This is a genomic window from Mesorhizobium sp. M0701 (assembly GCF_040320365.1).
GTDB lineage: Bacteria > Pseudomonadota > Alphaproteobacteria > Rhizobiales > Rhizobiaceae > Mesorhizobium.
The window spans coordinates 70,595-95,758 of record NZ_JAMYPO010000002.1 but is presented as its reverse complement, the minus strand read 5'-3'; the positions used below and the strand labels follow the sequence as shown (position 1 = coordinate 95,758).

The 25,164-nt window shown below is 61.9% G+C and carries 25 protein-coding genes and 1 pseudogene; 11 read left to right on the top strand and 15 right to left on the bottom strand.

Annotated features, from left to right (window positions below; all coding sequences use genetic code 11):
- Window positions 1-144: 144 nt before the first annotated feature.
- The gene (locus NKI24_RS02595) at window positions 145-1,155 is read left to right on the top strand and encodes a DUF2336 domain-containing protein (protein ID WP_352743206.1); all 1,011 of its coding nucleotides are present in this window, start codon (window positions 145-147) and stop codon (window positions 1,153-1,155) included.
- Between the two features lie 9 nt (window positions 1,156-1,164).
- On the opposite strand, the gene NKI24_RS02590 is transcribed toward NKI24_RS02595, so the two are convergent.
- Complete coding sequence (locus tag NKI24_RS02590) at window positions 1,165-1,512, bottom strand: DUF1491 family protein (protein ID WP_352743204.1); 348 nt, start codon at window positions 1,510-1,512, stop codon at window positions 1,165-1,167.
- A gap of 169 nt (window positions 1,513-1,681) precedes the next feature.
- Here NKI24_RS02590 and NKI24_RS02585 point away from each other — a divergent pair, with 169 nt between their 5' ends.
- Together NKI24_RS02585 and NKI24_RS02580 are read left to right on the top strand one after the other, a co-directional pair.
- Window positions 1,682-1,942 (top strand): type II toxin-antitoxin system ParD family antitoxin, encoded by a 261-nt coding sequence (locus tag NKI24_RS02585; RefSeq protein WP_352743202.1) that lies wholly within the window; start codon window positions 1,682-1,684, stop codon window positions 1,940-1,942.
- Window positions 1,939-2,226, top strand: a complete 288-nt coding sequence (locus NKI24_RS02580; RefSeq protein WP_352743483.1) for a type II toxin-antitoxin system RelE/ParE family toxin — start codon at window positions 1,939-1,941, stop codon at window positions 2,224-2,226. Before NKI24_RS02585 ends, NKI24_RS02580 begins: the two co-directional genes overlap by 4 nt.
- A gap of 23 nt (window positions 2,227-2,249) precedes the next feature.
- Here NKI24_RS02580 and NKI24_RS02575 read toward each other — a convergent pair whose 3' ends face one another.
- Window positions 2,250-3,017, bottom strand: a complete 768-nt coding sequence (locus tag NKI24_RS02575; protein WP_352620758.1) for a peptidoglycan-binding domain-containing protein — start codon at window positions 3,015-3,017, stop codon at window positions 2,250-2,252.
- The gene (locus tag NKI24_RS02570; protein WP_352743481.1) at window positions 2,992-4,737 is read right to left on the bottom strand and encodes an ATP-binding protein; all 1,746 of its coding nucleotides are present in this window, start codon (window positions 4,735-4,737) and stop codon (window positions 2,992-2,994) included. The genes NKI24_RS02575 and NKI24_RS02570 overlap by 26 nt, the downstream gene beginning before the upstream one ends.
- Window positions 4,738-5,256: 519 nt before the next feature.
- Here NKI24_RS02570 and NKI24_RS02565 point away from each other — a divergent pair.
- Both NKI24_RS02565 and NKI24_RS02560 read left to right on the top strand, forming a co-directional pair.
- Entirely contained in the window at window positions 5,257-5,625 is a 369-nt protein-coding gene (locus NKI24_RS02565; protein WP_352470996.1) for a DUF5330 domain-containing protein, read from the top strand.
- Between the two features lie 113 nt (window positions 5,626-5,738).
- Window positions 5,739-6,167 carry a SufE family protein gene (locus NKI24_RS02560; protein ID WP_352743200.1) on the top strand — a complete coding sequence of 143 codons (429 nt, stop codon included), beginning with the start codon at window positions 5,739-5,741 and terminating at the stop codon, window positions 6,165-6,167.
- A gap of 111 nt (window positions 6,168-6,278) precedes the next feature.
- Here NKI24_RS02560 and NKI24_RS02555 read toward each other — a convergent pair whose 3' ends face one another.
- The gene (locus NKI24_RS02555; protein WP_352454312.1) at window positions 6,279-6,704 is read right to left on the bottom strand and encodes a Ros/MucR family transcriptional regulator; all 426 of its coding nucleotides are present in this window, start codon (window positions 6,702-6,704) and stop codon (window positions 6,279-6,281) included.
- 677 nt (window positions 6,705-7,381) lie between these two features.
- Here NKI24_RS02555 and NKI24_RS02550 point away from each other — a divergent pair.
- The 3 genes from NKI24_RS02550 to NKI24_RS02540 all read left to right on the top strand — a co-directional run bounded on the left by NKI24_RS02550 (window position 7,382) and on the right by NKI24_RS02540 (window position 10,726).
- On the top strand, window positions 7,382-9,493 hold the full coding sequence (locus tag NKI24_RS02550; protein WP_352743199.1) for a S9 family peptidase: 2,112 nt from the start codon (window positions 7,382-7,384) through the stop codon (window positions 9,491-9,493).
- A 77-nt stretch (window positions 9,494-9,570) separates the two neighbouring features.
- Window positions 9,571-10,197, top strand: a complete 627-nt coding sequence (locus tag NKI24_RS02545) for a LysE family translocator (protein WP_352743197.1) — start codon at window positions 9,571-9,573, stop codon at window positions 10,195-10,197.
- Between the two features lie 145 nt (window positions 10,198-10,342).
- Window positions 10,343-10,726 carry an SET domain-containing protein gene (locus NKI24_RS02540; protein ID WP_352449057.1) on the top strand — a complete coding sequence of 128 codons (384 nt, stop codon included), beginning with the start codon at window positions 10,343-10,345 and terminating at the stop codon, window positions 10,724-10,726.
- Window positions 10,727-10,737: 11 nt separating this feature from the next.
- Here the strand turns inward: NKI24_RS02540 and NKI24_RS02535 are convergent, their stop codons facing one another.
- The 4 genes from NKI24_RS02535 to NKI24_RS02520 form a co-directional block, all read right to left on the bottom strand.
- Complete coding sequence (locus NKI24_RS02535; RefSeq protein ID WP_352743194.1) at window positions 10,738-11,688, bottom strand: cytochrome c; 951 nt, start codon at window positions 11,686-11,688, stop codon at window positions 10,738-10,740.
- A gap of 9 nt (window positions 11,689-11,697) precedes the next feature.
- Complete coding sequence (locus NKI24_RS02530) at window positions 11,698-12,141, bottom strand: c-type cytochrome (protein ID WP_352636408.1); 444 nt, start codon at window positions 12,139-12,141, stop codon at window positions 11,698-11,700.
- Window positions 12,142-12,316: 175 nt separating this feature from the next.
- Complete coding sequence (locus NKI24_RS02525; protein ID WP_023677850.1) at window positions 12,317-12,913, bottom strand: superoxide dismutase; 597 nt, start codon at window positions 12,911-12,913, stop codon at window positions 12,317-12,319.
- 107 nt (window positions 12,914-13,020) lie between these two features.
- Complete coding sequence (locus NKI24_RS02520; RefSeq protein WP_352743192.1) at window positions 13,021-13,899, bottom strand: branched-chain amino acid aminotransferase; 879 nt, start codon at window positions 13,897-13,899, stop codon at window positions 13,021-13,023.
- 151 nt (window positions 13,900-14,050) lie between these two features.
- Here NKI24_RS02520 and NKI24_RS02515 point away from each other — a divergent pair, with 151 nt between their 5' ends.
- Both NKI24_RS02515 and NKI24_RS02510 read left to right on the top strand, forming a co-directional pair.
- On the top strand, window positions 14,051-14,713 hold the full coding sequence (locus tag NKI24_RS02515; protein ID WP_352743191.1) for a haloacid dehalogenase type II: 663 nt from the start codon (window positions 14,051-14,053) through the stop codon (window positions 14,711-14,713).
- A 175-nt stretch (window positions 14,714-14,888) separates the two neighbouring features.
- Window positions 14,889-15,713 carry a L,D-transpeptidase gene (locus tag NKI24_RS02510; RefSeq protein WP_352743189.1) on the top strand — a complete coding sequence of 275 codons (825 nt, stop codon included), beginning with the start codon at window positions 14,889-14,891 and terminating at the stop codon, window positions 15,711-15,713.
- A gap of 354 nt (window positions 15,714-16,067) precedes the next feature.
- Here NKI24_RS02510 and NKI24_RS02505 read toward each other — a convergent pair whose 3' ends face one another.
- The 7 genes and pseudogenes from NKI24_RS02505 to NKI24_RS02475 form a co-directional block, all read right to left on the bottom strand.
- Window positions 16,068-16,487, bottom strand: coding sequence for an Ohr family peroxiredoxin (locus tag NKI24_RS02505; RefSeq protein ID WP_352743187.1), 420 nt, complete (start codon window positions 16,485-16,487; stop codon window positions 16,068-16,070).
- A gap of 55 nt (window positions 16,488-16,542) precedes the next feature.
- Window positions 16,543-17,604: an alpha/beta fold hydrolase gene (locus NKI24_RS02500; protein WP_352743185.1), complete on the bottom strand. Its 1,062-nt coding sequence runs from the start codon at window positions 17,602-17,604 to the stop codon at window positions 16,543-16,545.
- 46 nt (window positions 17,605-17,650) lie between these two features.
- On the bottom strand, window positions 17,651-18,403 hold the full coding sequence (locus NKI24_RS02495; RefSeq protein WP_352743183.1) for an SDR family oxidoreductase: 753 nt from the start codon (window positions 18,401-18,403) through the stop codon (window positions 17,651-17,653).
- Window positions 18,404-18,494: 91 nt separating this feature from the next.
- Complete coding sequence (locus NKI24_RS02490; RefSeq protein ID WP_502901427.1) at window positions 18,495-19,151, bottom strand: VOC family protein; 657 nt, start codon at window positions 19,149-19,151, stop codon at window positions 18,495-18,497.
- Between the two features lie 221 nt (window positions 19,152-19,372).
- Window positions 19,373-20,020: a cysteine hydrolase family protein gene (locus tag NKI24_RS02485; protein WP_352743179.1), complete on the bottom strand. Its 648-nt coding sequence runs from the start codon at window positions 20,018-20,020 to the stop codon at window positions 19,373-19,375.
- 47 nt (window positions 20,021-20,067) lie between these two features.
- Window positions 20,068-20,603 (bottom strand): annotated as a pseudogene (locus tag NKI24_RS02480) (hypothetical protein).
- A 130-nt stretch (window positions 20,604-20,733) separates the two neighbouring features.
- Window positions 20,734-22,053, bottom strand: coding sequence for an epoxide hydrolase family protein (locus NKI24_RS02475; protein WP_352743177.1), 1,320 nt, complete (start codon window positions 22,051-22,053; stop codon window positions 20,734-20,736).
- A gap of 206 nt (window positions 22,054-22,259) precedes the next feature.
- Between NKI24_RS02475 and NKI24_RS02470 the strand changes: the two genes are divergently transcribed.
- Window positions 22,260-25,121, top strand: a complete 2,862-nt coding sequence (locus NKI24_RS02470) for an ATP-binding protein (protein WP_352743175.1) — start codon at window positions 22,260-22,262, stop codon at window positions 25,119-25,121.
- The last annotated feature ends 43 nt before the right edge of the window (window positions 25,122-25,164 follow it).

Genomic DNA, 25,164 nt, shown 5'->3' with positions numbered 1-25,164 from the left:
CCTCCATAGTCGATTAAGAAGGCAGTAGGTTAACGGAGCGCTAACGGATCGCCGCTAAATTGATCTTTGTTCTTGGGAAACGCGAAACCGGTACAGCCCGGCAGAGCGCTGTCCAGATCGTGTCGAGTGTCGGGCGTATCCTTCGTGTCAGCTTCGGATTTTAGGCAAATCGCAGCAGGAGCTGAATCGGGAAAGGCCGAAAGGCTGTTTCGCGCCGCGGTATCGGCGTTCTGCTCGCTCACCCGCCCTTCGCGCCGCGAAATCGCGCAGCTCGAAGACCTGACGCTGCCGCTTTTCGAGAATGTCTCGGTCGAATCGCGCCGCTACGTCGCGGCAGCCCTTTCCGAATGCGAATATGCACCCGCCGCGCTGGTGCGGCGGCTTTGCCAGGAGCGGGTCGACATCGCCGCTCCGCTGCTCATCCGCTCGCGCGCCCTCAGCGACGTCGACCTGATCGCGCTGATCGGACGTCACGGCCTGCCGCATGCCCGTGCCATTGCCCGCCGCAAGGATCTCAATCAAACGATCGCGGATCTCATCAAAGTGCTCGAAAGGCCGACGCTGGTGCGATCGCAACAGCAGCCGGAAACAACCGCCAAAGCCGCGTCCGAAAACGCCGAAGTGGTTGCGGGCGAGATCAACAGGCAAGAGGCTTCCGATGCCGCTGAAACTGTACGCCGCCGGTTGCGATCCATGATGCGCGCCGAGAGCGGCGCCTCCATCAGTCCGTTCGTCGAGCCACAAACCTATGTCAAGCTGCGCGAGACCGCGCTGACCGGCAATGCGGCATTCTTCCAGACAGCGCTCGCCGATGCGCTCGAAGTCGATTTTTCAACGGCGCGGACGCTCACCGCGAGCCACAATTACACACCGCTGCTGGCCGCCTTGCGCGCGCTCGACCTCAGCGAAGACAAGGCGTTCCTGATCACGGCCGCCATCTATCCGACCGAGTTTCCGCACCCGCAGGCGATCCGCATCTTCCTCGACCGCTACCGCCTGCTGCACCGCGACGCGGCGTTGGACAGGCTCCGCGGCTGGAAGGCCGACACCGTGTCGAAAATCGTTCGCAAGCCCGGGCGCGTCGCCGCAAACGCCGACCTGCGCAAGCCGAACAGCGCCGATATGACCGCCAGCCCAAAGGCGCGTCGCATCTGAGGCTTGCCGTTACGACGCCTTGACCGAGATAAGCTCCTCGACGGGAATGGCGCCCGCCTCGATCTCGACCACCCAGATATCCGGATCGAATCTCTTCTCGCGCTCCAGCCGCGCGTCGAAGATGGCGGCATCGTCGCCTTCGCCAAGCAGGCTGAAAAAACGGTCGTCCGGCCTGGCTGATTCGTAACTCGTCTGCGGCGCCGGCCCGAACAGCGCTATCTCCCCCAGCCTGCCCCGCGCCAGCACGAAAACCGCGCCGGCTTCCGTCGCGCCGCGCTTGACCACGGCGGCAAAGCCGCCGGCGCTGAAAACCCGGCGCAACAGCGCCGACACCCACAGATCGGTGGTTACCCGCATGGCGCGATCCTGCACGATTTCGGTTTTGTGGCGTCGAGATTGTCACTTATTCGCGAGCAACGGTTGGCTATCATAGCGAGTCCCCGGAATGCGACGATCTACCCAAGACCTAACAAATCTTGTTAGTCCTGTGAAAACTGCTATAGCGTCCGGTATGAAAGCCCAGCCTATGCGCACTCTTACTGTGTCGCTTACGCCCAAGCAGGCCGCCCGTCTACAAGACGCCGTGCACAGCGGAGACTATGCTTCCAACAGTGAAATTGTCAGGGAAGCACTACGTCTATGGGAGCAGCGCGAGGAATTCCGCACTCTTGAACTGGAACGTCTCAAAAGGGCGTATGACGAAGGGATGGCAAGCGGCGAGGGCCAGCACGTGGATCGCACGGCTTTCTTACGCGCTCTGAAAGCCGAACGCGCAGCCCGCGGCTGAATACCGGCTCACCCCCCCGAGCTTCTCAGGATTTGCGAGATATTTGGCACCACATTGCCACCGATAACGAGAAAGCGGCTGACAAGCTGATCGGACGCATTTTCGACAGGCTGGAATTGGTTTGCGAGCACGCCAAAATGGGCGCAGCTCGACCGGAATTGAGCGCCACTGCCCGCATTCTGGTCGAGGGACGCTACATCGTGATTTATGAGCCTATGCCCTACGGCGTGTTAGCCGTGGCGATAGTCCACGGAATGCGTGACCCGGAGCAATGGCTTAAATAGACCGGGAGACTGGGCTTCGGCCCTCAGTTGGTCAGGCCGATCTCGCGCATCTTGACGTAGACGATCTCGTCGGGCTCGCCGGTCTCGGGCAGGCCGAACAGCGCCTGGAATTCCTTGATCGCGGCCTTGGTGCGCGCGCCGACGACGCCATCCAATTGCATGTCGTCATTGCCGAACGCTTTCAGTCCGGCCTGGATCTTGACGATGCGGGGATCCGGCGCCGTCGCATTTGCCGGTGCGGACACCGGAATGGCGGCCGGAGCAGCGGCCGTTTCGACCGGCCGCGGCACCGGATGCGGCACCACGGCCGCGGTCTTTGGCGTGGCGCCCAGTTGATCCAGCAGGACGCTGTCGATCTCGCCGGAGGCATTCAATCCGACCTTCTGTTGATAGGCCTGGATGGCCTTGCGCGTATTCGGTCCGGGAATCCCGTCGACGGTGCCGGAATAGAAATCGAGATCCTTCAATATGCCCTGGACCTGTTCGACGACCGGGTCGCTCTTGATCGGCGCAGCGGCCGGACGCACGATATTGATGGTGGTTTCGGGCTCGTCGCTGTCCGCCCGGGGAAAGCGCTCGATGCTCCTGGTGGCGAAAAACGCGCCAGCATGCGGAAAGGGCTGGTACCAAAGCGCGTTCGCCGAGACGTAGAACAGCGTCACCAGGAACGCGGTGGAGCCGCCGACCACAACAGGATTGCGCGAGATCAGGCTGCCCAGAGCCATCGCTCCGTGCTCGAAGGCATTGCCGCGGCGCTTCACCGCCTTAGGCTGTTTTGCGGAGCGACCCATTGCTCTCCCCTTTGCCACCGTCCGCTCTGGCTTTGGCTGCGGACATCGGCACCACGCCGGTTTTCTCCGTCGAACGGCCTGTCGGGCCGCTCACGGGAAGGCTGATCGTCACCGTGGTGCCCTCGCCCGGCATGCTTTCGATCGACATTGTGCCCTCGTGCAGCGCCACCAGCCCCTTCACCAGCGAGAGCCCGAGGCCTGTGCCTTCGAAACGGCGGGTATAGTCGTTCTGGATCTGCATGAACGGCTTGCCGAGATTGGCGAAATCTTCCTCGGCGATGCCGATGCCGGTGTCCCGGACCCAGAAATGCAGCCGCGAGCCGATGCGCTTGGCGCCGATGACGACATTGCCGCCTTCGGGCGTGAACTTGATCGCGTTAGAGACCAGATTGATCAGGATCTGCTGCACGGCGCGACGGTCGGCATTTATTTCGCCTGCATCCGGCGCGATCTGGGCCTGCAGATCGATGGCCTTTGCCTCGGCTTGCAGGCGCATCATCGATTGGCACATCTCGACCGCTTCGCGGAAGCGGAACGGTTCCGGTTCGGTCGCGTAAGCGCCCGATTCGATCCGCGATACGTCGAGTATCGAGGTGACGACGGCAAGCAGGTGCTGGCCCGAATCCCTGACCAGCCCGACATATTCCTTCTGGCGCGGATCCTTGAAGCTGCCGAACATCTCGTGCAGCAACATGTCGGAAAAGCCGATGATGGCATTGAGCGGGGTGCGCAACTCATGGCTGACGACGGCAAGGAAGCGTCCTTTCGCCACCTCGGCGGAGGCAGCCGCCTCATTGGCAGCGGCAAGCTCCTGGCGCAGGCCGGTCAGTTCGTCGTTCTCGCGCAGAAGAAGCGTGAAGACAGTCTCCTGCCCCGGCGCGCGCATCATCTCGAGCGAGAACGATCGGTAATTGTCGGCCGTCACGCCGCTGCTCTGCGGCAGCCGTACGCGAAGGTCGAGCCGGGTCGACAGGGCGCCATCGCGCATATCGGCCAGCGCACTGAGATACGGGACGCGGTCGGACAGATGGATGCGATCGAAAAGTCCGGTGCCGAAAAGCAGCTCCGGCGGCAGCCTCAGCATAGTGCGTGCTTTAGCCGAGACGTCCAGAACCTCACCATGCGCAGCGATTCGCAGCATGACGGCGTCGATCAGGTCTTCGAGCCGGTGGCTGCCGGCCGGATCGAGCTGTGCGTTGGCGGCGCCGCGAAGTGGAGCGATACGCGGAATGAGCGTGAGTGCCCAGGCCAGTGGTACCAGCCAGTGCCATGCGGCGATTTCGGTCTGGTCGAGCGGCAAGACGGAACCGGCTAAAGGCTGCAGCAAGACTGCGACAAAGGCCGATATGGCGCCCCAGATCACGGCACGGCGCGACTGGCCGATCCACCACGCTTCAAACGGCAGCGCCACCGCAAGCAAGGCAACCGGCGAGGCCACACCGCCGGCGGCAGCGATAAGGGCACCGAGGGCAACGCTGCCGACGACCAAGGCGAGTTGGCCGGCCAGGGTCATCTTGCCCGATGCAGCCACCAGCAGGGCGGCGAACCAGCAAAGGCCGAACGCCGCAAAGATGGCAGCCACAGTCACGGCCGCGCCCATGCCCGACGTGACCAGCGTCACCGCTGCACCCGCGCTGAAGAAAGGAGCCGCCAGCATGACGCCAATGAACCGACTGTGGCGGCGACGATCGCTCTGGCCGAGCACGGACGGATGAACCATCCGTTCGCAACCGGCGGCTATCGCGCCCGGCAACTCGGCGTATCTGGCCTTGATCGCACTCAACTCAACGCACCCGGTCGTGAACGGCCCTGCTTTGCAGGCGGCTTTTGTCGATCCAAAACTCGCATCCAGCGTTTAAGGAATGGATAAGGCTGGGCCGATCGTCCCCCGGCAGGCTGCAAATATCGGGATACCGGCGGGGAAAAACCGGGGCAATTGCCGCCATAGTAAACGGAGCGTTATCCACACCGCCTGCGCCTGCACCTGCGGCCGATGGCATCAAACTGTCGCCGACTAAGAAAATGATCATGAAAAACAATAAGTTGGATGGTTATCATTTGCTGAATAAAATCTGAGCCGTTCGAGGCAAATGAACTTCAAAACGCTTCGTTTCGAATCTACCTAAAATTTAAGGAAAACTGTTGCTTTCGGGACAAGCCGTCCTTTGCGCGTCTGTGTCAGTATCGCGGTACAAGGGTCGTGCGGTTCGGAATGCATGACGTCATAAAGGACAGACAGATGGGCTTTCTGATAAGAGCTGCTTTCTGGTTTTCGCTGGTGCTTCTGGCGCTGCCGCTGGGTGTCGGCGCCGATGATGCGGGCCGCGAAAGCGTCGGGCCGCTCCAGGCGCTGTTTGCGGCGCGCGAAGCCGTCGGCGATATCGCCGGCATCTGCGAGCGCAAGCCGGACGTGTGCGAGACCGGCAAATCGGCAATGCACACCATCACCGCCCGGGCAAAGGAGACCGCCAAGATCGCGGCCGCCATGCTGGACGACAAGGCCGCTGAACCCGATACGGTGACGACCACCGGCAGCGTGCCCGGGGAAATCGTCTTGCCGGCGAAAGTCGATCTGCCGGCGAAACTGCACTTGCCGGCGAAGAACTGAGACTGTTTCGGCCGAATTCATCGCCAGACCGCAAGGCTCCCCACGCTCGGCGCCTGCGGCGTTTCTCCTCTTTTTCCGTGACGTGGCAGCGCCGGATGACTATATCCGGGGGAATGACGACGACGATCCAGACCATCCGCGACGACTTTTCCCTGCTCGACGAGTGGGAAGACCGCTATCGCTATGTGATTGAACTGGGTGAAGCGCTGCCGCCGTTTCCCGACGAGCAACGCATACAAGCCAACAAGGTGCCGGGCTGCGTCAGCCAGGTCTGGCTGACCACCGAGCAAGGCGGGGGTGCCGACCCCGTTATCACCTTCAAGGGCGATTCCGACGCCCATATCGTGCGCGGCCTGGTCGCCATCATGCTGGCGCTATTTTCGGGACGGCCGGCCAGCGAAATCCAGAGGACCGACGCCGAGGCAACGCTAAAGGCACTCGGACTTGACGAGCACCTGTCGCCGCAGCGCGCCAATGGTCTTCGCTCGATGGTCAAGCGCATCAAGCGTGACGCCGAGGCAGCGCTGAAGCAGACCGCCTGACCGGACGGCAAATGCCGGGCAGTATGAAAAACTGGCGGCCCGAGCTTGGTCCCCCCACAATGCGAAAACGGCGCCCGCAGGCGCCGTTTGAGCAAACCGGAAGAGCGCTTGTCAGCGTCCCTTGCGCTTGCGGCCGAGACCCATCTTCTTGGCGAGCTGCGAACGGGCGGCCGCATAGTTGGGCGCAACCATCGGATAGCTCGGGTCCAGGTTCCACTTTTCACGATACTGGTCGGGCGTCAGATCATAGTGGGTCATCAAGTGACGCTTGAGCGACTTGAACTTCTTGCCGTCCTCGAGACAGACGATGTAGTCGTCATGCACCGAACGCTTCGGATTTACCGCCGGCTTCTGCTTGTCGGCAGGCGGCTGCTCGGCGGCCCCGCCGACGCGCCCGAGAGCGGCATGGACATCGGCGATGAGGTTCGGCAGTTCGCCGACCGGCACGGGATTGTTGCTGACATAGGCAGCCACCACGTCGGCGGTGAGCTCGATCAGCGCGTCACTGTTTCTGGAAGGTGTTTCGGTAATATCCATGGCGTTCAGGTCCCAACGAGAATTGTTTCTGTCTACGCCCTATTTTTGGCAGGCAGGGCATCGCGCGAACTTGTGCAGGAAAAAGCCTCCGCGATTCGCGTCGCGGCATCTTAATGAGCCTGAGCGCCAAGTAAGTCAATTCGCTTCTTGCGGTCTATTCAGCGATACAAGTCAAATATTCCTCATTCAGCTTCACTCTTTCGTGCAAAGTGTAACCTTGCCGTTTTTTCTGGTCAGACCAGCATCGACTGACGCGGCGGCAAGCAGCCATTACACAAACGGCAGCAGGTAAATAGAGTTCGATGCTTGACCCTGCCGGCGGCATTACAGCCTGGATGATCGGCGGATTCAGTAAAATCATAGGTTGCGAAGCGTTACTGTTGCTCGCGAGCCGTCGCTGGAGCGGTGCGCTGTGTCATTGAAATGGGGTAATGTATTTCCGTGGACCCAGCCATATCGGCCACTTGCCAAGCCGCGAAGGCAGTTGCATGAGATTGACCGGCACTGGCAGGGTCATCGCAGCGACGGCGAGAACCGCGGCAGTCCGAGAAGAAACATTCGTTATCCGCTCCTCCAGCCCGTCCTCTCGAGCCACCACGACAATAGATCATAGCCCTTGAACCCGCGCTGCTCGGCGTGTTCATTCGCCATTCAAGTAGCTTCCACAGCGAGACGCAATGACCAGAACCCCAGTGTTTCCGACCGCCACGCCGCCGCAGCCGGAGAAGCGGCCGATCTTCGACACGCATCACGGCATAACGCGGACGGACGACTATGCCTGGCTGAGGGCCGCCAATTGGCAAGAGATGTTCAGGGATCCGTCCCTGCTCGACGGCCAAATCCGCGCCCACCTCGAAGCCGAGAATGCTTACCATGCGGCGCTGATGGCCAATACGGTCCAACTGCAGAAGCAGCTTTTCGCGGAAATGAAGGGACGCATCAAGGAAGACGATTCTTCCGTGCCGATGAAGGACGGACCTTACGCCTACGGCTCCTCCTTCAAGCTTGGCGGCCAGCAGCCGCGTTATTTCCGCACGGCGCGTGACGGCGGCGACAAGCAGATATTGCTCGACGGCGATGCCGAGGCCGAGGGTAAGCCCTATTTCCGCCTGGGCGGCGTCGATCATTCGGACGACCACAGCAAGCTGCTCTGGGCCTTCGACGACAAGGGTTCCGAATTCTACACGCTGCGCGTCCGCGATCTGGCCGGCGGCAACGATCTGGCGGACAGGGTCCCGGACACCGGCGGCGGCGGTGTGTGGGATGCCGGCAATGACGGTTTTTTCTACACCCGCCTCGACCCCAACCACCGTCCTTCCAAAGTGCTGTTCCATGCGCTTGGCGACGGTCCTGAAAACGACCGGCTGATCTACGAGGAGACCGATCCCGGCTTCTTCATGGATGTCGGCGGCACGCGCTCCAACGAGTGGATCATGATCGGCATCAACGACCATGAGACCTCGGAATACCGTATCATGAACGCCAACGATCCGTTCGCAGAGCCGAAGCTGGTTGCGGCGCGCCAGACGGGCCTGCAGTACGAACTCGAGGAAGGCGGCGACATCTTCTTCATCCTCACCAATGCCGACGGCGCCAAGGACTTCAAGATCATGACGGCGCCGGCCCATGATCCGGTGCGCGCCAATTGGCAGGAACTAGTGCCGCACGAAGCGGGCCGGCTGATCCTTTCGGTGATCGGCTTCAAGGACCACATGGTCCGGCTCGAGCGCAAGGAAGGTCTGCCGCGCATCGTCGTACGCGATCGCAAGAGCGGCGAGGAGCACCTGATCTCCTTCGACGAGGAAGCCTTCTCGCTCGGCCTGTCCGGCTCCTACGAATACGACACCGAGATCATGCGCTTTTCCTATTCGTCGATGACGACCCCGGCGCAGGTCTTCGATTACAACATGCGCACCCGCGAGCGGGTGCTGCTCAAGACCCAGGAAGTGCCGTCCGGCCACGACCCGGAGCACTACGTCACGCGCCGGCTGATGGCGCCTGCCGCCGACGGCGAACTGGTGCCGATCTCGCTCCTCCACCACCGCGACACGCCGCTCGACGGATCGGCGCCTTGCCTGCTTTACGGCTACGGATCTTACGGCATAGCCGTACCCGCGGCGTTCAACACCAATCTGTTTTCGCTGGTCGACCGCGGCTTTGTCTACGCGATAGCCCATGTTCGCGGCGGCAAGGACAAGGGCTATGGCTGGTACGACGATGGCAAGCGGGCGAACAAGATGAACACGTTCACCGATTTTGTCGCTGCCGCCCACCACCTCGTCGCCGAACGCTATACGCAGCATGACCGCATCGTTGCGCAAGGCGGTTCGGCCGGCGGCATGCTGATGGGCGCGGTCGCCAACATGGCGCCGCAATGCTTCGGCGGCATCGTCGCCGAGGTTCCCTTCGTCGACGTGCTCACCACCATGCTCGACGCCAGCTTGCCGCTGACGCCGCCGGAATGGCCGGAATGGGGCAATCCGATCGCGTCAGCGGAGGATTACCGGACCATCGCCGCCTACTCACCCTACGACAATGTCGCCGCACTCGACTATCCGCCGATCCTGGCGCTGGCCGGCCTGACCGACCCGCGCGTCACTTATTGGGAGCCGGCCAAATGGGTGGCGCGGCTGCGCGACCGCAAGACAGGTGGGAATCCGGTGCTGTTCAAGATCAACCTGGATTCAGGCCATGCCGGCGCCTCCGGCCGGTTTTCAAGACTGGAGGAAATCGCCTTCACCTACGCCTTCGCGCTCAAGGTGACGGGCAAGGCCGAGCTTGCGGCGTGAACATCGGCGGATGAGCGGTCATTGCCTTCCGTTCCGCGACGTGGCTTCATTGGCGGTGAGAGTTGCGGAGCCCACCAATGATCGATCTCGCCACGTTGATAGCTTATGTCGCGGTTGTGCTTGGCTTTGTCTTCATCCCGGGTCCCGCCACTCTTCTGACGGTGGCGCGGGCAACCAGTTCCGGAACCAGGGTGGGTATCGCGACCGGCGCGGGGATCGCGGCCGGCGACGTGGTCCACACCTTCATGGCGATCGTCGGCATTTCGGCGATCATTGCCACGTCGGCGGCGCTTTTCAGCATCGTGAAGTACATCGGCGCAGCCTACCTCATTTATCTCGGCATTCGCGCGATCATCGAGAAAACGCCGGCCTATCCGGCCGCCGGCGCACTTACGATCCCCGCTGCCAAAGCATTTCGGCAGGCTGTTTTGACCGAGGTTCTCAATCCCAAGACCGCGCTTTTCTTCCTCGCATTTCTTCCGCAGTTCGTGCGGCCTGAAAACGGATCGGTGATGCTTCAACTGGCGATATTGGGCGTCATCTTTGTTCTGTTGGGCCTCGTCAGCACGGTGGTTTTCGCCGTGGGTGCGGGCGGCCTCGGTGCATTCCTGCGCCGAAACCCGACGGTGCTGAGATGGCAAGGCAAGGCTGTCGGCGGTATCTATTGCGCCTTAGGCATCCGGCTGGCGCTGCAACAGCGCTAGGGTCTCGATAGGCGACGAGCCGTACGAGGCTTCGGATAATGGGCAGGCACAGCTGATTTTCCGCTCGCAATTGCAAAGGCCGCGCGCTACCCAGTGCGCGGCCTTTTCACAGCCTCGCCAACACACAATCACCCAGGGATCTGCCATGTTGCTCGTCGATGTCTATCTCGACAAATCGCCCATCCAGGGCATCGGCGTCTTTGCCAAGAACCACATTGCCCGCGGCACGCTGGTCTGGAAGCTCGACCCGAAATACGACCGGCGCATCGAGGTAGCGGCCTACGAGCGGGAAACCGGGCCGGTCAGAACCTATCTCGACCGCTACGCCTATCCGGACCGGCGCGACCCGAATTACATCGTCTTCGAAGCCGACGATGCGCGCTACATGAACCATGCCGACAGCCCGAATTGCGACGTCTCGCAGCCGGAGGAGACCTATGCCTTGCGCGACATTGCGCCCGGCGAGGAAATGACCTGCGACTACAATCACTTCTTCGAAACCGGCTTCGATTTCCTCGGCGACCGCTGACGCAACAGCCGTCAGCTCGACGGCTTCTTGCGCGCCGGATAGCCGTTGGGATGCGGCGGCACGGCCTTCAGGTAGGCGGCGATCGCCGAGCGGTCCTCCGGGGTCAGCACGGCCATGTTGCGCTGCACGTCGACCATTGCGCCGCCGACCGTATCGAAATCCGGCGTGAAGCCGGTTTCGAGATAGTTGGCGATGTCGGCCTCGGACCAGTCCGCGATGCCGCCCTCGCCCGACGTGATGTTCGGCACGATGCCGCTGCCTTCGGCGGCGGCGGCGCCTGCCAGCCATTGGCTCTTCCTGGTGCCGCCGGTAAGATCCCGCGGCGTGTGGCATTCGCCGCAATGGCCGGGGCCTTCGACCAGATAGCGGCCTGTCAACACCGGATCCGGTGTGCCGTCGGGAAAGGAAACGACCGGCTGGTCACTCAAATAGAGCAGCTTCCACAAGCCAAGACCGCGTCGGACATTGAAGGGAAATGCCAGCGAATTGGCGGGCGCCTTGCCGGCGACCGCGGGTAACGTCTTCAGGAATGCATAGAGATCGGCAATGTCGGCCGGCTTCATGCGCGCGTAGGAAGTATAGGGAAATGCCGGATAGAGATGCTCGCCCGACGGCGACACGCCCTTCAGCATGGCGTTGGCAAGATCCTCGACCGGCCAGGCGCCGATGCCGTCCCTGGTATCCTGCGATATGTTCGGCGGCACGAAGGTGCCGAATGGCGTCTTGAGTTCAAGGCCGCCCGCCAGCTGAAGACGGGCGTCGCCTTGCGAGCCAGGCTTGGCATGACAGGATGTGCAGCCGCCGGTGTAGAAGATGCGCTTGCCCCTGGCGGCGTCGCCAGGACCAAGCTCAGCCAGCGTTGCGGCATCGAGCCTGACCGGAGCCGACAGGAACCAGCCGGCAATCGCGGCCGCGCCGCCCAGAACGAGGGCGGCGCCGACAAGTTTCTCCAGCAAGCGCATTGCCCGCTATCAGCCTTTTTTCACCCTGTAGTTTTGATGACAGTTGCCGCAGCCGCCGCCGATGGTGTTGAACTGCGCCTTCAACGCGTCGGCATCCGCAGGTGCTGCGGCGACCGCCGCCTTGACGTCGGCGAGGTACTTGCCTTCAGCCGTCTTGAAGCCGGCCATGTCCTGCCAGATTTTTGGGGACGCCGTGGTGTCGCCGGTGTCGCTGCCCGCCGGGAAAAGCGTGTCGACGCCGGCATGGAATTTCTCGGCATTGACCTGCAGTGCCTGCAACGCCGTCAGCACCGAAGCGGCGTCGTAGGGCGTCTCGCCCTTGACCACTTTCGACAAGCCGGCGGCGATCTTGCCACGTTCCTTCATCAGGGCCTGCCGGTCGGCTACCGGGTCTCCAAATGCCGCCGAACCGGCGAAGGCGAGCATCGAGATGGCGAGGATAAGCTTTCTCATTCACTTGGCTCCATGTTGAAGGCAAATTCAGGATGCGGTCCCACCCCGATTACAAACGGCAAGGATGGCTTAAAAATTCCGACGCTTCGCCTCACGCTTGCGTGAAATTTTGCAGCTGTCGTTCTGATGCTGAAAAAGAAAAGCCCCGGTTCTGCCGGGGCTTTTCTGGAACGGATCAGGCCTTTTCGTAGAGCTCGAGCACATAGTCCCAATTGATGAGACTGTCGACGAAGGCTTCGAGATATTTCGGCCGGGCGTTGCGGTAATCGATATAATAGGAATGTTCCCAGACATCGACGCCAAGGATCGGCGTCGCGCCATGGACGAGCGGGTTCTCGCCATTCGGCGTCTTCGAGATAGCCAGCTTGCCGTCCTTGACCGAGACCCAGGCCCAACCCGAACCGAACTGGGTGGTGCCGGCGGCGATGAAGTCGGCTTTGAACTTGTCGTAGCCACCAAGATCGCTGTCGACCGCCTTTTGCAATGCGCCCGGCAGCTTGTTGCCACCGCCACCCTTCTTCATCCATTTCCAGAAATGAATGTGATTGTAGTGCTGGGCGGCATTGTTGAAGAGGCCCGCATTCTTGCCGAAGGACTGTTTGACGGCCTCTTCGACCGACAAATCGCCCATGCCCGCCTCGGCGGCCAGCTTGTTGCCGTTGTCGACATAGGCCTTGTGGTGCTTGTCGTGATGATATTCCAGCGTTTCCTTGGACATATAAGGCTGCAAAGCCTCGTAATCATAGGGCAAGGCGGGCAATTCAAAAGCCATCGGTCGTACTCCCTCGTGGAAAAATCCGGTGTCGATACCGGACTAACATAGGACTGGATTGGTCTGGAACAACTCCGGAAACGAAGCGCCGGCCGCTTTTTAGCGGGTCAGCCGGGCGAAGTCGAATGCGCCCATTCCCAATAGAGTTCGCGCGCCTTCTTGGCCACCGGTCCGGGCTGCAGATTGCGATCCTCGATACGGGTGACCGGCACGACTTTCGAGTGGTTTCCGGTCGAGAAGATTTCGTCCGCCTCCAGGAAGTCGCGGATCGACAGCGTCTTTTCCGTCGTCGTGAAACCGTATTCGCCTAGCAGGGCCATGGTGCGCGCGCGGGTAATGCCGGACAGGAAGGTGCCGTTCGGCGCCGGCGTCAGGACATGGCCGTCCTTGACCAGGAAAATATTCGAGGTGCCGGTCTCGGCGACATTGCCCAGCATGTCGAGCACGAGCGCATTGTCGAAGCCGCGCATCTTGGCTTCTAGGATGGCCCGGCCGTTGTTGGGATAAAGGCAGCCGGCCTTGGCGTTGGTCGGCATGGTTTCGATGGTCGGGCGCCGGAACGGCGACACCGTCACCGAAAACCCCGCCGGCGAGATCATCTGCGATTCGTAGAGGCAAAGGCAGAAACGAGTCGAGGCCGGGTCGGCCGGCACGCCCATATAGCCGCCATGCTCGGCCCAATACATCGGCCTGATGTAGACTGCCGTCTTGCCGTCGAACTTCTTCAGCCCGTCCCAGGTCAGCCCGACGATCTTGTCGGTGCTCATCGTCGGCTTCAGGCCGAGCGCGATCGCCGAGGCGTTTACCCTTGCTGCATGGCGATCGAGATCGGGGGCGACGCCCTCGAACCAACGGGCGCCGTCGAACACGCTGGTGCCGAGCCACATGGCGTGGCTGCGCGGCCCTAGAATGGCAACATTGCCCTCGTACCAGTCGCCGTCGACGAAGGTCCATGTCGCGGATTGCGCCGCAGTCGCCAGTGTCATTGCCAGGTTCCGTTCGATGCTTGTTGCGGCGCATTGGAAGATGCTTTGGCGGCCGCCGTCAACCGGCTTGGCTGAGATTTGTTGAGGCCAGCGGGCTGGCGGACTGCAATCAGCGCTTGCGCCTTGCCTTACGCGGCCTCAAAACTGTTGCATGCACCATGCGGCTTACGTTTTCGACGCCTACGGCACGCTGTTCGACGTGCATGCGGCCGTGCGCCGTCACGCCGACCAGATTGGGCCAGACGGCCAGTTGCTGTCCGATATCTGGCGCGCCAAGCAGCTGGAATATTCTTGGGTCAGGACGCTGATGGGGGCCTATGCCGATTTCTGGCAGCTCACCGAGCAGGCCCTCGACTTCGCCCTGCGCAAGGTTCCATCCGCGGATGCCGGGCTGAGGGCGAAGCTGCTCGAGGCTTATTGGCGGCTGGACTGCTATCCGGAGGTGCCGGCCGTGCTCAAGGCGCTCAAGGCATCGGGAGCAAGGCTGGCGATCCTGTCCAACGGTTCGCCTGAGATGCTGGAAGCGGCCGTCAAATCCGCCGCGCTCGACCAGGTCCTGGACGACGTCTTTTCCGTCGACAGCGTCAGGCGCTTCAAGACCGATCCGTCGGTCTACGACATGGTCACCACGGGCTGGCGCCTCTATCCGGGCGCTGTCTCTTTCCAGTCATCCAACCGCTGGGACGTCGCCGGCGCCACCAAATTCGGCTTCAGGACGGTGTGGATCAACCGCGCCAATCAGCCAGAGGAATACCGGGATTTTCCACCGGCCCTGATCCTGCCGTCCCTTGAAGGTCTGGTCGCCGGGGTTTGACGGCCGGACATGTTGCCTCGGTGCAACAGTGACGATCCAGTCACAGCTTTGCCTTTGTTTGTCCACCCTGCGGCCAGAATTGGAACCGCCTATCGCGCCGGGCATTGCTCGGGCAACCGCGCGCAACCGGGCGTATTCATGCTTTGTTGCGATTTGAGACTTAAAAAAGGCAATCATGTTCACACCCCCATCGTCCTCTCTGCGCCTGAGCCGTCGCGGTTTTCTCAACGCAGCAGCGCTTGGCGCCGCCTCGGTCGCGGTCTCCAGTTGCACCACGCTGTCGCAACAACCGGTCGAGCCACCGCCGCCGACCTATGTCGAGCCGGCGCTCGGCGACTATGTGACGATGTATGGGCCGATGTCGGATGGCGGCTTCGAGCTGCCGGCCATACCGGTCGACAAGATCGACCCGCAGTTCCTGCGGCAGATCGTGGACGATCCGACCGGGCAGCAGCCGGGCACCATCGTCGTCGACACCACCAATCACTTCCTCTATCTGGTGCGCCCGGGGGGCCAGGCGATCCGCTACGGCGTCGGCCTCGGCCGCGCCGGCTTCGAATGGTCGGGCGATGCCGTGGTCCAATGGAAGCAGAAATGGCCGAAATGGACGCCGCCGGACGAAATGATCACCCGCCAGCCCGAACTAAGACCGTACAGCGCCGACAATGGCGGCATGCCCGGCGGGCTCAAGAACCCGCTTGGCGCGCGGGCGCTTTATCTCTTCCAGGGCAACCAGGACACGCTCTACCGCTTGCACGGTTCGCCGGAATGGCGGTCGATCGGCAAGTCGGTGTCGTCGGGCTGTGTGCGCCTGATGAACCAGGACATTATCGATCTCTACGACCGAGTGCCGAACAAGACCCCGGTCGTGGTGACGGCCGACATCGGTCAGCCGATGGTGGCGACAGCAAACCGCAAAGCCATTCCGATCGACGCCGGCGTGCCGGAAGGATCGATCCTGCTCGGCCCGATAAAATCGATCACAAACTCGATCTTCTGAGCTGGCCGAAAGCGCGGGAGGGATCTTCCTCGCTCCTGCTGGTTTTGCCGAGCGTCGGCTTGCCCGTACCGGCGCCCGCTTGGATTTGATGCTTACGTCGAGCAGCGGATTCTGCCGCACTGTATGCAGACGCCGCCGGTGGACATCTCATGATCCAGAGCGGACATTTCGCGCTCAGAAGGGATTATCACGGTGACCGGAGGGATACGCCTCCTGTCATCCCGACCGTATTTGTGCTGGATGCGCTCTGACAGGTGCGATGTCGTGGCAGGTTTTTGTAGACCTTGCCGAGAAGGAATGATCCAAAATGTAACCCTGGCCATGCCAATTGCTTCAACGATCGATGCAATCCACTCAGAGCAGGTTGATCGCAATTTGAACGTTGCCGCGCGTCGCTTTCGAGTACGGACAAATGTCGTGCGCCTCGTCGATCAGGGCTCGTGCGGTATTGTACTCCACGCCAGGCAGGCTGACGTTGAGCCGAGTGCTGAGAGAGTAGCCGTCGTCCCCGAGATTCAGATCAACCTCGGCATCGATTCTCACTCCGGCCGGCAGCGTGATTTTTTGTTCGTGAGCCACAGACGCAACCGCGCTTGCGAAGCTGGCCGACCAGCCGGCTGCAAGAAGTTGCTCCGGGTTGGTGCCGATGCGCGCCGATCCGGGTATGGAAAGCCTGATGTCCAGAAGGCCATCAGAGCTGCGCGAGGCGCCATTCTCGCGGCCACCTGTGGTTGCGGTCCTGGCCGTATAAACAACCCTTGCGATCGGGTTCATAGGCACTCTTTTGGTGGTTGTAGTACCTGCCGGAGGGGCGGCGCCGCGAACTCGATCACGCGTCGACCTCGACAACGGCGTTGGCAAAGGCCTGTGGCGCTTCCTGGGGTAGGTTGTGTCCAATGCCGCCCATGACTACCCGGTGGCTATATCTGCCTGAAAACATCTTGGCGTAAGCGCTGGCGTCCGGATGCGGCGCGCCATTGGCGTCGCCCTCGAGCGTCATCGTGGGCACCGAGATGACGGGTGCCTGAACAAGCCGCTGCTCCAGTGAATCATATTGCGCCTCGCCTTCTGCCAGGCCGAGCCGCCAGCGGTAATTGTGGATGACGATCGCGACGTGATCCGGATTGTCGAAGGCCGCAGCACTCCGCTCGAACGTGGGCTCATCGAAATTCCATTGCGGCGAGGCGAGCTGCCAAATCAGCCTGGCGAAATCGCGCGTATATTTCTCGTAGCCGACACGGCCGCGATCGGTAGCGAAGTAATATTGGTACCACCATTGCAGCTCGGCCTTCGGCGGCAGCGGCAGTTTGCCGGCTTGCTGGTTGCCGATGAGATAGCCGCTCACCGAGACCATCGCCTTGCAGCGTTCCGGCCACAGGGCGGCGATGATGTTCGCCGTCCGAGCGCCCCAGTCGCAGCCGGCAATCGTCGCCTTCTCGATACCCAGCGCATCCATCAGCGCGACGATGTCGGCAGCGATGGCCGACTGCTGACCATTGCGCATCGTCTCGTCCGACAGGAACCGCGTCGTGCCGTATCCGCGCAGGTAGGGCACGATCACGCGGCGGCCTTTCACCGCCAGAATGGGCGCAACGTCGACATATGTGTGGATGTCGTAAGGCCAGCCATGGAGAAGGATAACGGGCGGACCGTCGGCAGGGCCGGCCTCTGCATAGCCGACATTAAGGACACCGGCATCGATCTGCCTGGGTGCGCCGAACGAGTTCTTTGCCGTGTGCATCGCAGACGCCGTCGTCTGGTCGACTCCGCTGGGCGCCGCCTTCGCTGTCGCGGTCATGCCGAGTTCGGCAAGCGTCATGCCCATTGCGGCTGCACCGATCAGGCGACGGCGGCGCTCATCGATTTTGTCGCAAACACTGATCGTGTTCATGGTGATGTCTCTTTGTGATGAGGCAATGTGCTTTGTTCCTGCGTAGTCACGAGACGAGCTGCTGGCCGCCGTCGACGTCGTATGTCGCGCCCGTCAGCGCCGTGTTGCTCATGATGTGAACGGCGAGCGCGGCGACATCAGCCGGTCCGACGACACGTCGGATTGGCAGCGTCGCGCGCAGTTCGTCGCGCCGCTTGTCGAGGTTGTCGCCGAGCAGCGACGCCGACAGTGGCGTGTCGACGAAGCCTGCGGCGATCAGGTTGACGCGTATCGGCGCGAGCTCGAGCGCGAGATTGGCGATGAGCGCGGGGAACGCGACGGTAACCGTCGAGACGATCGCGAGGCCTGGTTTTGGGCGGCGTGCGCCCGTGCCGCCCATGAATATCAGTGAGCCGGCCGACCCGACCTTGCCAGCGGCGCTGCGTGCCACATTGAGCGCGAGCAATAGGTCGTCCGTGAGATCGTGTCGTGCCTCCTCGGGAGGAATTTCGAGGGGTGAGCGATAATGGGGAGCGCCGGCAGTAACCATCACATGGTCGATCAAGTCCGGCAGATCTTGAAAGAACGACTTCAGCTGGGTCGCATCGTTGGCGTCGAAGGCGGCGGTGCCCTCAGCGCTAATCTCGCGCGCTGCTTGATCGAGGCGGTCGCGATTGCGTCGGGTGAGGATGACGCGGGCGCCTTCGGCGCGGGCACGCCGGGCGGTCTCCAGACCGATGCCGGCGCTACCGCCGATGACGACGACGGTCTGGCCAAGAAGTTCAGGTTCGCGCTGAGTGGGGATGGCTGCGGTACTCATGATTTCCTCCGACAAAGGCCGTCAGGTCGCCACGATCTCCGCAGGCCGCGGACGAATACGGCGGCAGTGTACCGCCGTCTGGAAGCTCGTCCTACTGCGGCAGTTCCTCGCCAGACTGCTCGGCCACCATGTATTCGGCGTACCAGTCCGGCCAGTTCTCGTCTCGCTGGCCGCCGGTCCGCTTCTCGTGCTCTCCGTGGGCGACCGACGCGCGCCGCACTGCGGCGGCCAGGTCGCCCTCGGAGGCGAAGCTCGTCGCCTTCGAGTCGATCCGGCCCGGAAACCGGGTGGTGATCTCCTGGAGCAGCCAGCCGTTCCCGTCGGGATCGCTGAACGTTGCAAAGGAGACGTAGCTGCGTCCCTCCGGGTCCCGACCATTGACAGCAGGCTGTCCCGGACCGGCACGGTGGAACACTTCGCTCACATCTGCACCATGAGCTATGAGCTCGGCGCGCGCCGCCACGATGTCGGACACGATGAGATAGAGACCCTGTGTCGACCCCGGCGCGGCCGAGGTGACACCCTTGCCGAAGTGGATCGAGCCAGGCGAGCCCGGAGGCGTGAACTGCACAACCCGGAACGTGTCGCCGACCGCGAAGTCGGCATCGAGCCGCCAGCCGAGGCCCTCGTAGAACTGCTTGGAGCGGTCGACGTCTGCGACCGGAATAATGACAACCTCGAACTTCAGGTCGACGGGACGTGCGCTTGCGGTGTCGGAGGTCTTTTCGCCCTGACGGGCCGTTGCGATGTCTGACATGGTCGTTTTCTTTCCAGTTGGGTGGGACCTGGTCCTGCCCGATCGTTGCCACGTAATGACCGAGCCTGTTCTCGATCTCTCTGCTGGATGTCGGCGAGAGCCAAGTTCTCTTCGACGTATTTTGACGCGTCGAGCGCACGGAAATGGTCCGCCGGTGTGAAGAGTGAGATGCGCACAGTTGGCCATTCCCTCGCGTGTGAGATCGATCATCACTACGCCTCGGCGGCCGAGGTCTGGACGGCAGAAATCGAGTCGATGATTTCGTCTGTCGTGACAATCGCGCTGGCGTAGTTCGGCATGTTGACGTCGAGAGCCGCGTGCATCTCCTCATCCGAGTAGTCTGCCGTCGCGTCCCTCACCACCGTTACGTCGTAGCCGAGCTCGGCGGCGAAGCGAACGGTCGCTTCGACGCAGGTGTGTGCGATCAGTCCGATGACAATGAGTTTCTGGATTCCGTGCCTTTTCAGCTGCAGATCCAGATCCGTATTGGCGAACCCACTGGAACACCAATGTTCGGTGGCGACAGTCTCGCCTGGCTTGGGCTCGAACTCGGACCGAATCTCGCCGCCCCAGGTGCCGTATTCAAAGCTCTTGCTCTTCCATGCTCTCCTCTGGACGGGCGCGACGTAAGTCCATGTCTCATAGTCGCCCGGACGGTATTGATGATGCATTGCATAGAAGACGCGAAGCTTAGCTTGACGCGCGGCATTCAGGACTTGCAGCATGTGAGGCACGCAGCCGTTCGCCTCTGCGACAGCCCGGATGCGGGGCCATATCTTGCCCCCATCGGAAATGAAGTCGTTGTACGGATCGATCACCAGAAGTGCGGTGACCTCCCGGTCATGTGCGTGCCTCGTCATTGTGCCTCCTCCATGGAGCGGCTAGATCACAAGCCAGATGCTGCCGCTCAGTTCCTGAGCGCGGCTCGTTCGATGCTGGCCGCAAAAAGCGGCGTCTCGCCCTTGTTGTGAGCGATCGACATGGGCTGGCGCTGTGACCGAAGCACCTCGAACGGATGCCCTGGCGCTCGAAGAAAGCCATGAATTCCTTCGTGGCCCAGGACCGGACGTGGTTGATAAACTCACATCGGCGACTGTCGATAACCTTGACGCTCAGCTCCCAATGCACACGGATCGTGGTGCGGCCCGTAGGCGTGAAGAGGTCTGAAACCGACTCCAGGATGAGGTGATCCTTGCGGCCGAGCGTCTCGACATAATGTTGCACCATCAGGCTGCCGCCGATGATCTCGACATTGATCGACATGCGCTTGCCATCCGGCGCCGTCGTGAAACCCGCCGCTATGTGGGCGGGCGAACACCCCTGATATTCATGTTCCGACAGCGCGAAGCACCAGTTGGGAATGTCGATCTTCTCGATCGGCGCGTTGATGATAGCCGTAAAGCTTGAATCGACGATTTCATGGTCCTCGACGGGGGCTGCCATCTTCGTGATGGGTTCGTGCGATGCGGAAGATTGTGCGATTGCTGACATGACGTTCTCCTTTGTCCCGGGTTCAATCGGGTTGCCTTGGGCAGTCGAGCAGGTGTGACTGCAAGCGGAACCCTGCTGGGGGTCAGATTTGCTGGCGCAGCGGACGAAATGCCGTCCGGAGTTCGGCGGTGAAGGCCGCGGGCTGCTCCCAGGCTGCGAAATGGCCGCCCTTGAGGAGCCGGTTGTAATGGATAAGCTTCGGATACGCCTTTTCAGCCCAGCTCTGCGGCGCCTGGTAGATCTCGTCCGGGAAGGCGCTCACAGCGACCGGGATCTTGATGCCCCTGGGGTCGAAGAAGCCTCCCGTCGGGTGGTGCGCGTTGTCCCAGTAAAGACGCGCCGAGGAGATCGCCGTGTTGGTCAGCCAGTACATCGTGACATTGTCCAGGATATCGTCCTTCGTCAGCCCTTCCGCCTGCCCGTCGAAGACGCGTGCGATCAGCTCGTAGCTGCGGATGTCGTGGTCGAGCATCCAGGCTGCGAGACCAACCGGCGAGTCGACGATGCCGTAGAGCGTCTGCGGGCGATTGTTCATCTCGATCGCGTAGCCCAGCCCGTTCTTGTAGAAGTCGTCGAGCTGGTCGTAGGCCCGCTTCTCGTCGGGCGAGAGGCCGGCGGGCGCCGGGCCGCCGGCGGCAAGCGCCTTCGAGATGTCGGCGGGCACGGTGGCAGCCATGTTGGTGTGGATGCCAAGCAAGCCCGGAGGCTCTTGCAGCGCCATCGTCTCCGACACGGCGTTGCCCCAGTCGCCGCCCTGTGCGACGTATTTCGTGTAGCCGAGACGCTGCATCAGCGTAGCCCACGCCTTGGCGATGCGGGCAGGGATCCAGCCAGGTGCCGTCGGCTTGCCGGAGAACCCATAGCCTGGCAAGGACGGGATCACCACGTGGAACGCATCCGCCTCAGTCCCGCCGTATGCAGTTGGATTGGTGAGTGGCTCGATGACCTTCAGCTGCTCTATGATCGAGCCAGGCCAGCCATGCGTGACGATGATCGGCAAGGCATTCTCATGCCTGGAGCGGACATGGATGAAGTGGATGTCCAGCCCCTCGATCTCGGTGATGAACTGCGGCAGGGCATGGAGCCGGGCCTCCATCTTGCGCCAGTCGTAGTCCGTCGCCCAGTACTTCGCGAGCTTCTGCATTGTGGCGAGCTGCACGCCCTGGGTGTCGTCGGCCACATTCTCCTGGTCCGGCCAGCGGGTCGCGGCGACGCGTCGGCTAAGCTCGTCGATTTCCTCCTGAGGAAAGCTGACCTTGAAGGGCCGGATCGCATCGCCCGCGGCTGCGGCGACCGATGGGAGCAGGCTGGCAGTACCTACGGCGGCAATGCCCATTGCGGCCGTGCTCAAAACCAGGCGGCGGTCCTGATCGATTAGTTCGGGAGTCTTGTTCGTATTCATGGGTCTCTCCTGGGGGGTGCTCGGTGCTGCCGAAAACTTACGCCCGCAGGACGAGAATCGCCCGTTATGTGTTGTGAGCCCCTGTTAGTGGCTGTCAGCGCTGGTGGCTCCGGGCAGCGGGGTCCTGCCACCGTTCGCCTATGGTGCAGGTGTTGTACTTGACTTAGACTATCGGCTTGGTGGCGGGCGGCTCCGAGAGAAGCGCCATGACGATAGTGGCAGGTCAGGCCAAGGACGGACTGTCGTTCGGTCCTTTCCATCTGGTTGCGAGCGAAAGGCTCGTCACAAAAGACGGCGCTCATTTGGCGCTGGGCTCGCGTGCACTGGACATTCTCATTGCCCTGATCTCCACGCCGAATGAAATCGTCGGCAAAAAGGATCTGATGTCGCGGGTTTGGCCCGATGTCGTAGTCGAGGAAGGCAGCCTGCGGTTTCACATGACCAGGCTCCGCAAGGCGCTGGGTGACGGAAAGGACGGCGCACGATACATCGCGACACTACCAGGGCGGGGTTATTGCTTCATCGCGCCCGTCTCGCAGATCGGCGGTCCGCGCGATGAAGAGCCTGCAGCTGCCGCCAGTTTTTCGCACGCGAATCTTCCGAGCCGCTTGGGCCGAATGGTTGGTCGGGACGACGACGTTCTCCAGCTGTCGGCTCGACTGAATGCGTCGCGCTTCGTCACAATCGTTGGCGCGGGCGGCGTCGGCAAAACCACCGTCGCGATCGCGGTCGGACATCACCTCATTGACGCCTTCGCGGGCGCTGTGCTGTTCGTCGACCTGGGAATGCTCGGCGATCCCGACCTGGTGACGACAGCCGTCGCCTCCATGCTTGGGCTGTCGGTTCAATCGAGTGACGCGACGCCCAATCTGATCGCCTACCTGCGCAACAAGCGGATGCTTTTGATCCTCGACACCTGCGAGCATCTCGTCGATGCGGTGGCGCCTCTGGCCGCAAGTATCATCGACGCGGCGTCGCAGGTCCACATTCTGGCAACAAGTCGCGAAGCGCTTCGGGTCGAAGGCGAGCATATCTACCGATTGGATGCCCTTGCCTGTCCGCCGGACGACCCAAGGCTTACGACGGCGGTTGTCCAGACGTTCCCGGCCATTCAACTGTTCGTGGAGCGCGCGGTGGCAAGTGGCGCGCGCTTGGATGTCAGCGATGCGGAAGCCCTGATCGTCGCAAGCATCTGTCGAAAGCTTGACGGTGTGGCGCTCGCAATCGAGTTGGCGGCCCGGCGGGTCGAGTCTTATGGATTGCAACAAACCGCCGCGCTTCTCGATCAACGTCTGACTTTGCTGTGGCTGGGATCGCGGACCGCGCCACCGCGTCAAAAGACCCTGCAGGCCACGCTGGATTGGAGCTTTGGGCTACTTACCGACCTGGAGCGCGCAGTGCTTCGCAGGCTCGCTGTATTCCTTGGTCATTTCACGCTCGATGCGGTCTTGGAAGTCGTCACAAGCGCTGCCCTCGACAGATCGACCGTTCTTAATGCCATGGATAGTCTTGTTGCCAAGTCGATCATAGCGACGCGCCCGCTCGGAGCGATGATGCGCTATCGGCTCCTGGATACCACGCGCGCCTACGTCCTCGATATCAGCATAGATGACGCCGAGGCCGCCGATCTGGCGGTGCGCCACGCCGCCTACTATCGAAGATGGCTTGAGCAAACAGGTATCGAGTGGCCAGGTCTGGCGACCGGCGAGGAGCGGGCTCCTCACTTCGCCGCCATCAACAATGTGCGGGCCGCTCTGGAATGGTGCTTCGGCCAGGGCGGAAACGCTGATATCGGCATCGGACTTGCCACTGCTGCCGCGCCTGTTTTCCTGGCGATGTCCTTGTTGCCGGAGTGTCATCGCTGGTCAGAACGCGCGATATTCGCTCTCGACGATGCCGCTCTTGGCGGACTTGACGAGATGCATCTCCAGGCAGCCTTGGGTGTGTCCCTGATGTTCATGCGGGGAGGGCGTGATGCTGCGCGCGTCGCCCTGGAGAAAAGCCTGGCGATTGCCGAAGAACGCGGTGATACGTTGGATCAAGTGCGCCTGCTGGGTCCGCTCAACATGTTCCACCTGCGGACAGGCAATTTCGTGACCGCCCTCCAGTTTGCAAAACGCTGTTCAGCCATAGCCGCGACCCTGGAGGATCCGGTCGCGATTGCGTTGGCGCATACCATTCTGGGGATATCGCTTCACCTTCGTGGTGACCTGGCCGAAGCCCGCGCGGAGCTTGAGGCAGCGCTGGATCGTGGGCCAAGCTCTCAGCGAACCACAACGGTCTATCTCGGTTTCGAGGGCAAAATCCTGGCCAAGGCTATCCTGGCGAGGACCCTTTGGCTGCAAGGCCATCCGGACCAAGCCATGGAACGTGCTCGACAGGCCGTCGAAGAGGCCGCCGCCATGGACCACTCGCTGACTCTGGCGATCGCCCTGATCTGGGGAATATCGGTGTTCCTGTGGGCCGGGGAACTGGAGAGCGCGGAGGCACACATCGACATGCTGATTTCCCGCGCCGAGTCCCATTCCATGGCCCCTTACCTGCTGGTCGGTCGGGGATTCAAAAGCGAAGTCGCAATCCGGCACGGGGATGCGACAGGTGGGGTCGGGGGCCTCCAGAGTTCTCTCCAAAAGCTCCACGCAGCACCTTACGAATTGCTCACGACCGAGCTCAACCTCTCGCTGGTTAGAGGACTATCCGCGATCGGTCAGGTCGACGAAGCAGTCGCGCTGATCGGTGATTCAGTCGGTCAAGTCGAAAAGAACGGTGACCAATTGTACCTTCCGGAGTTGCTGCGGATGAAGGGAGGCCTTCTTCTCCAACAACTGTCGGAACGCAATCGCGACGAGGTCGGCGCATCCCTAATGCAGGCACTGGAGTTGAGCCGGAGTCAGGGCGCGCGGGCATGGGAGCTGCGAACCGCAATTGATATGGCAGCGTTGATGGCTGAACGAGGGGAGATCGACGGTGCTCGCGAGCTCTTGCAATCGGTTGCGGAGCATTTCGTAGAAGGCGCGAGTACGGAAGATTTGAAGGCTGCCGCGCGCCTGTTGGTGACGCTGAGCTAAGCTACTGCCGGTACGCGTTTACACTTTTGCAGACGGTCCGACG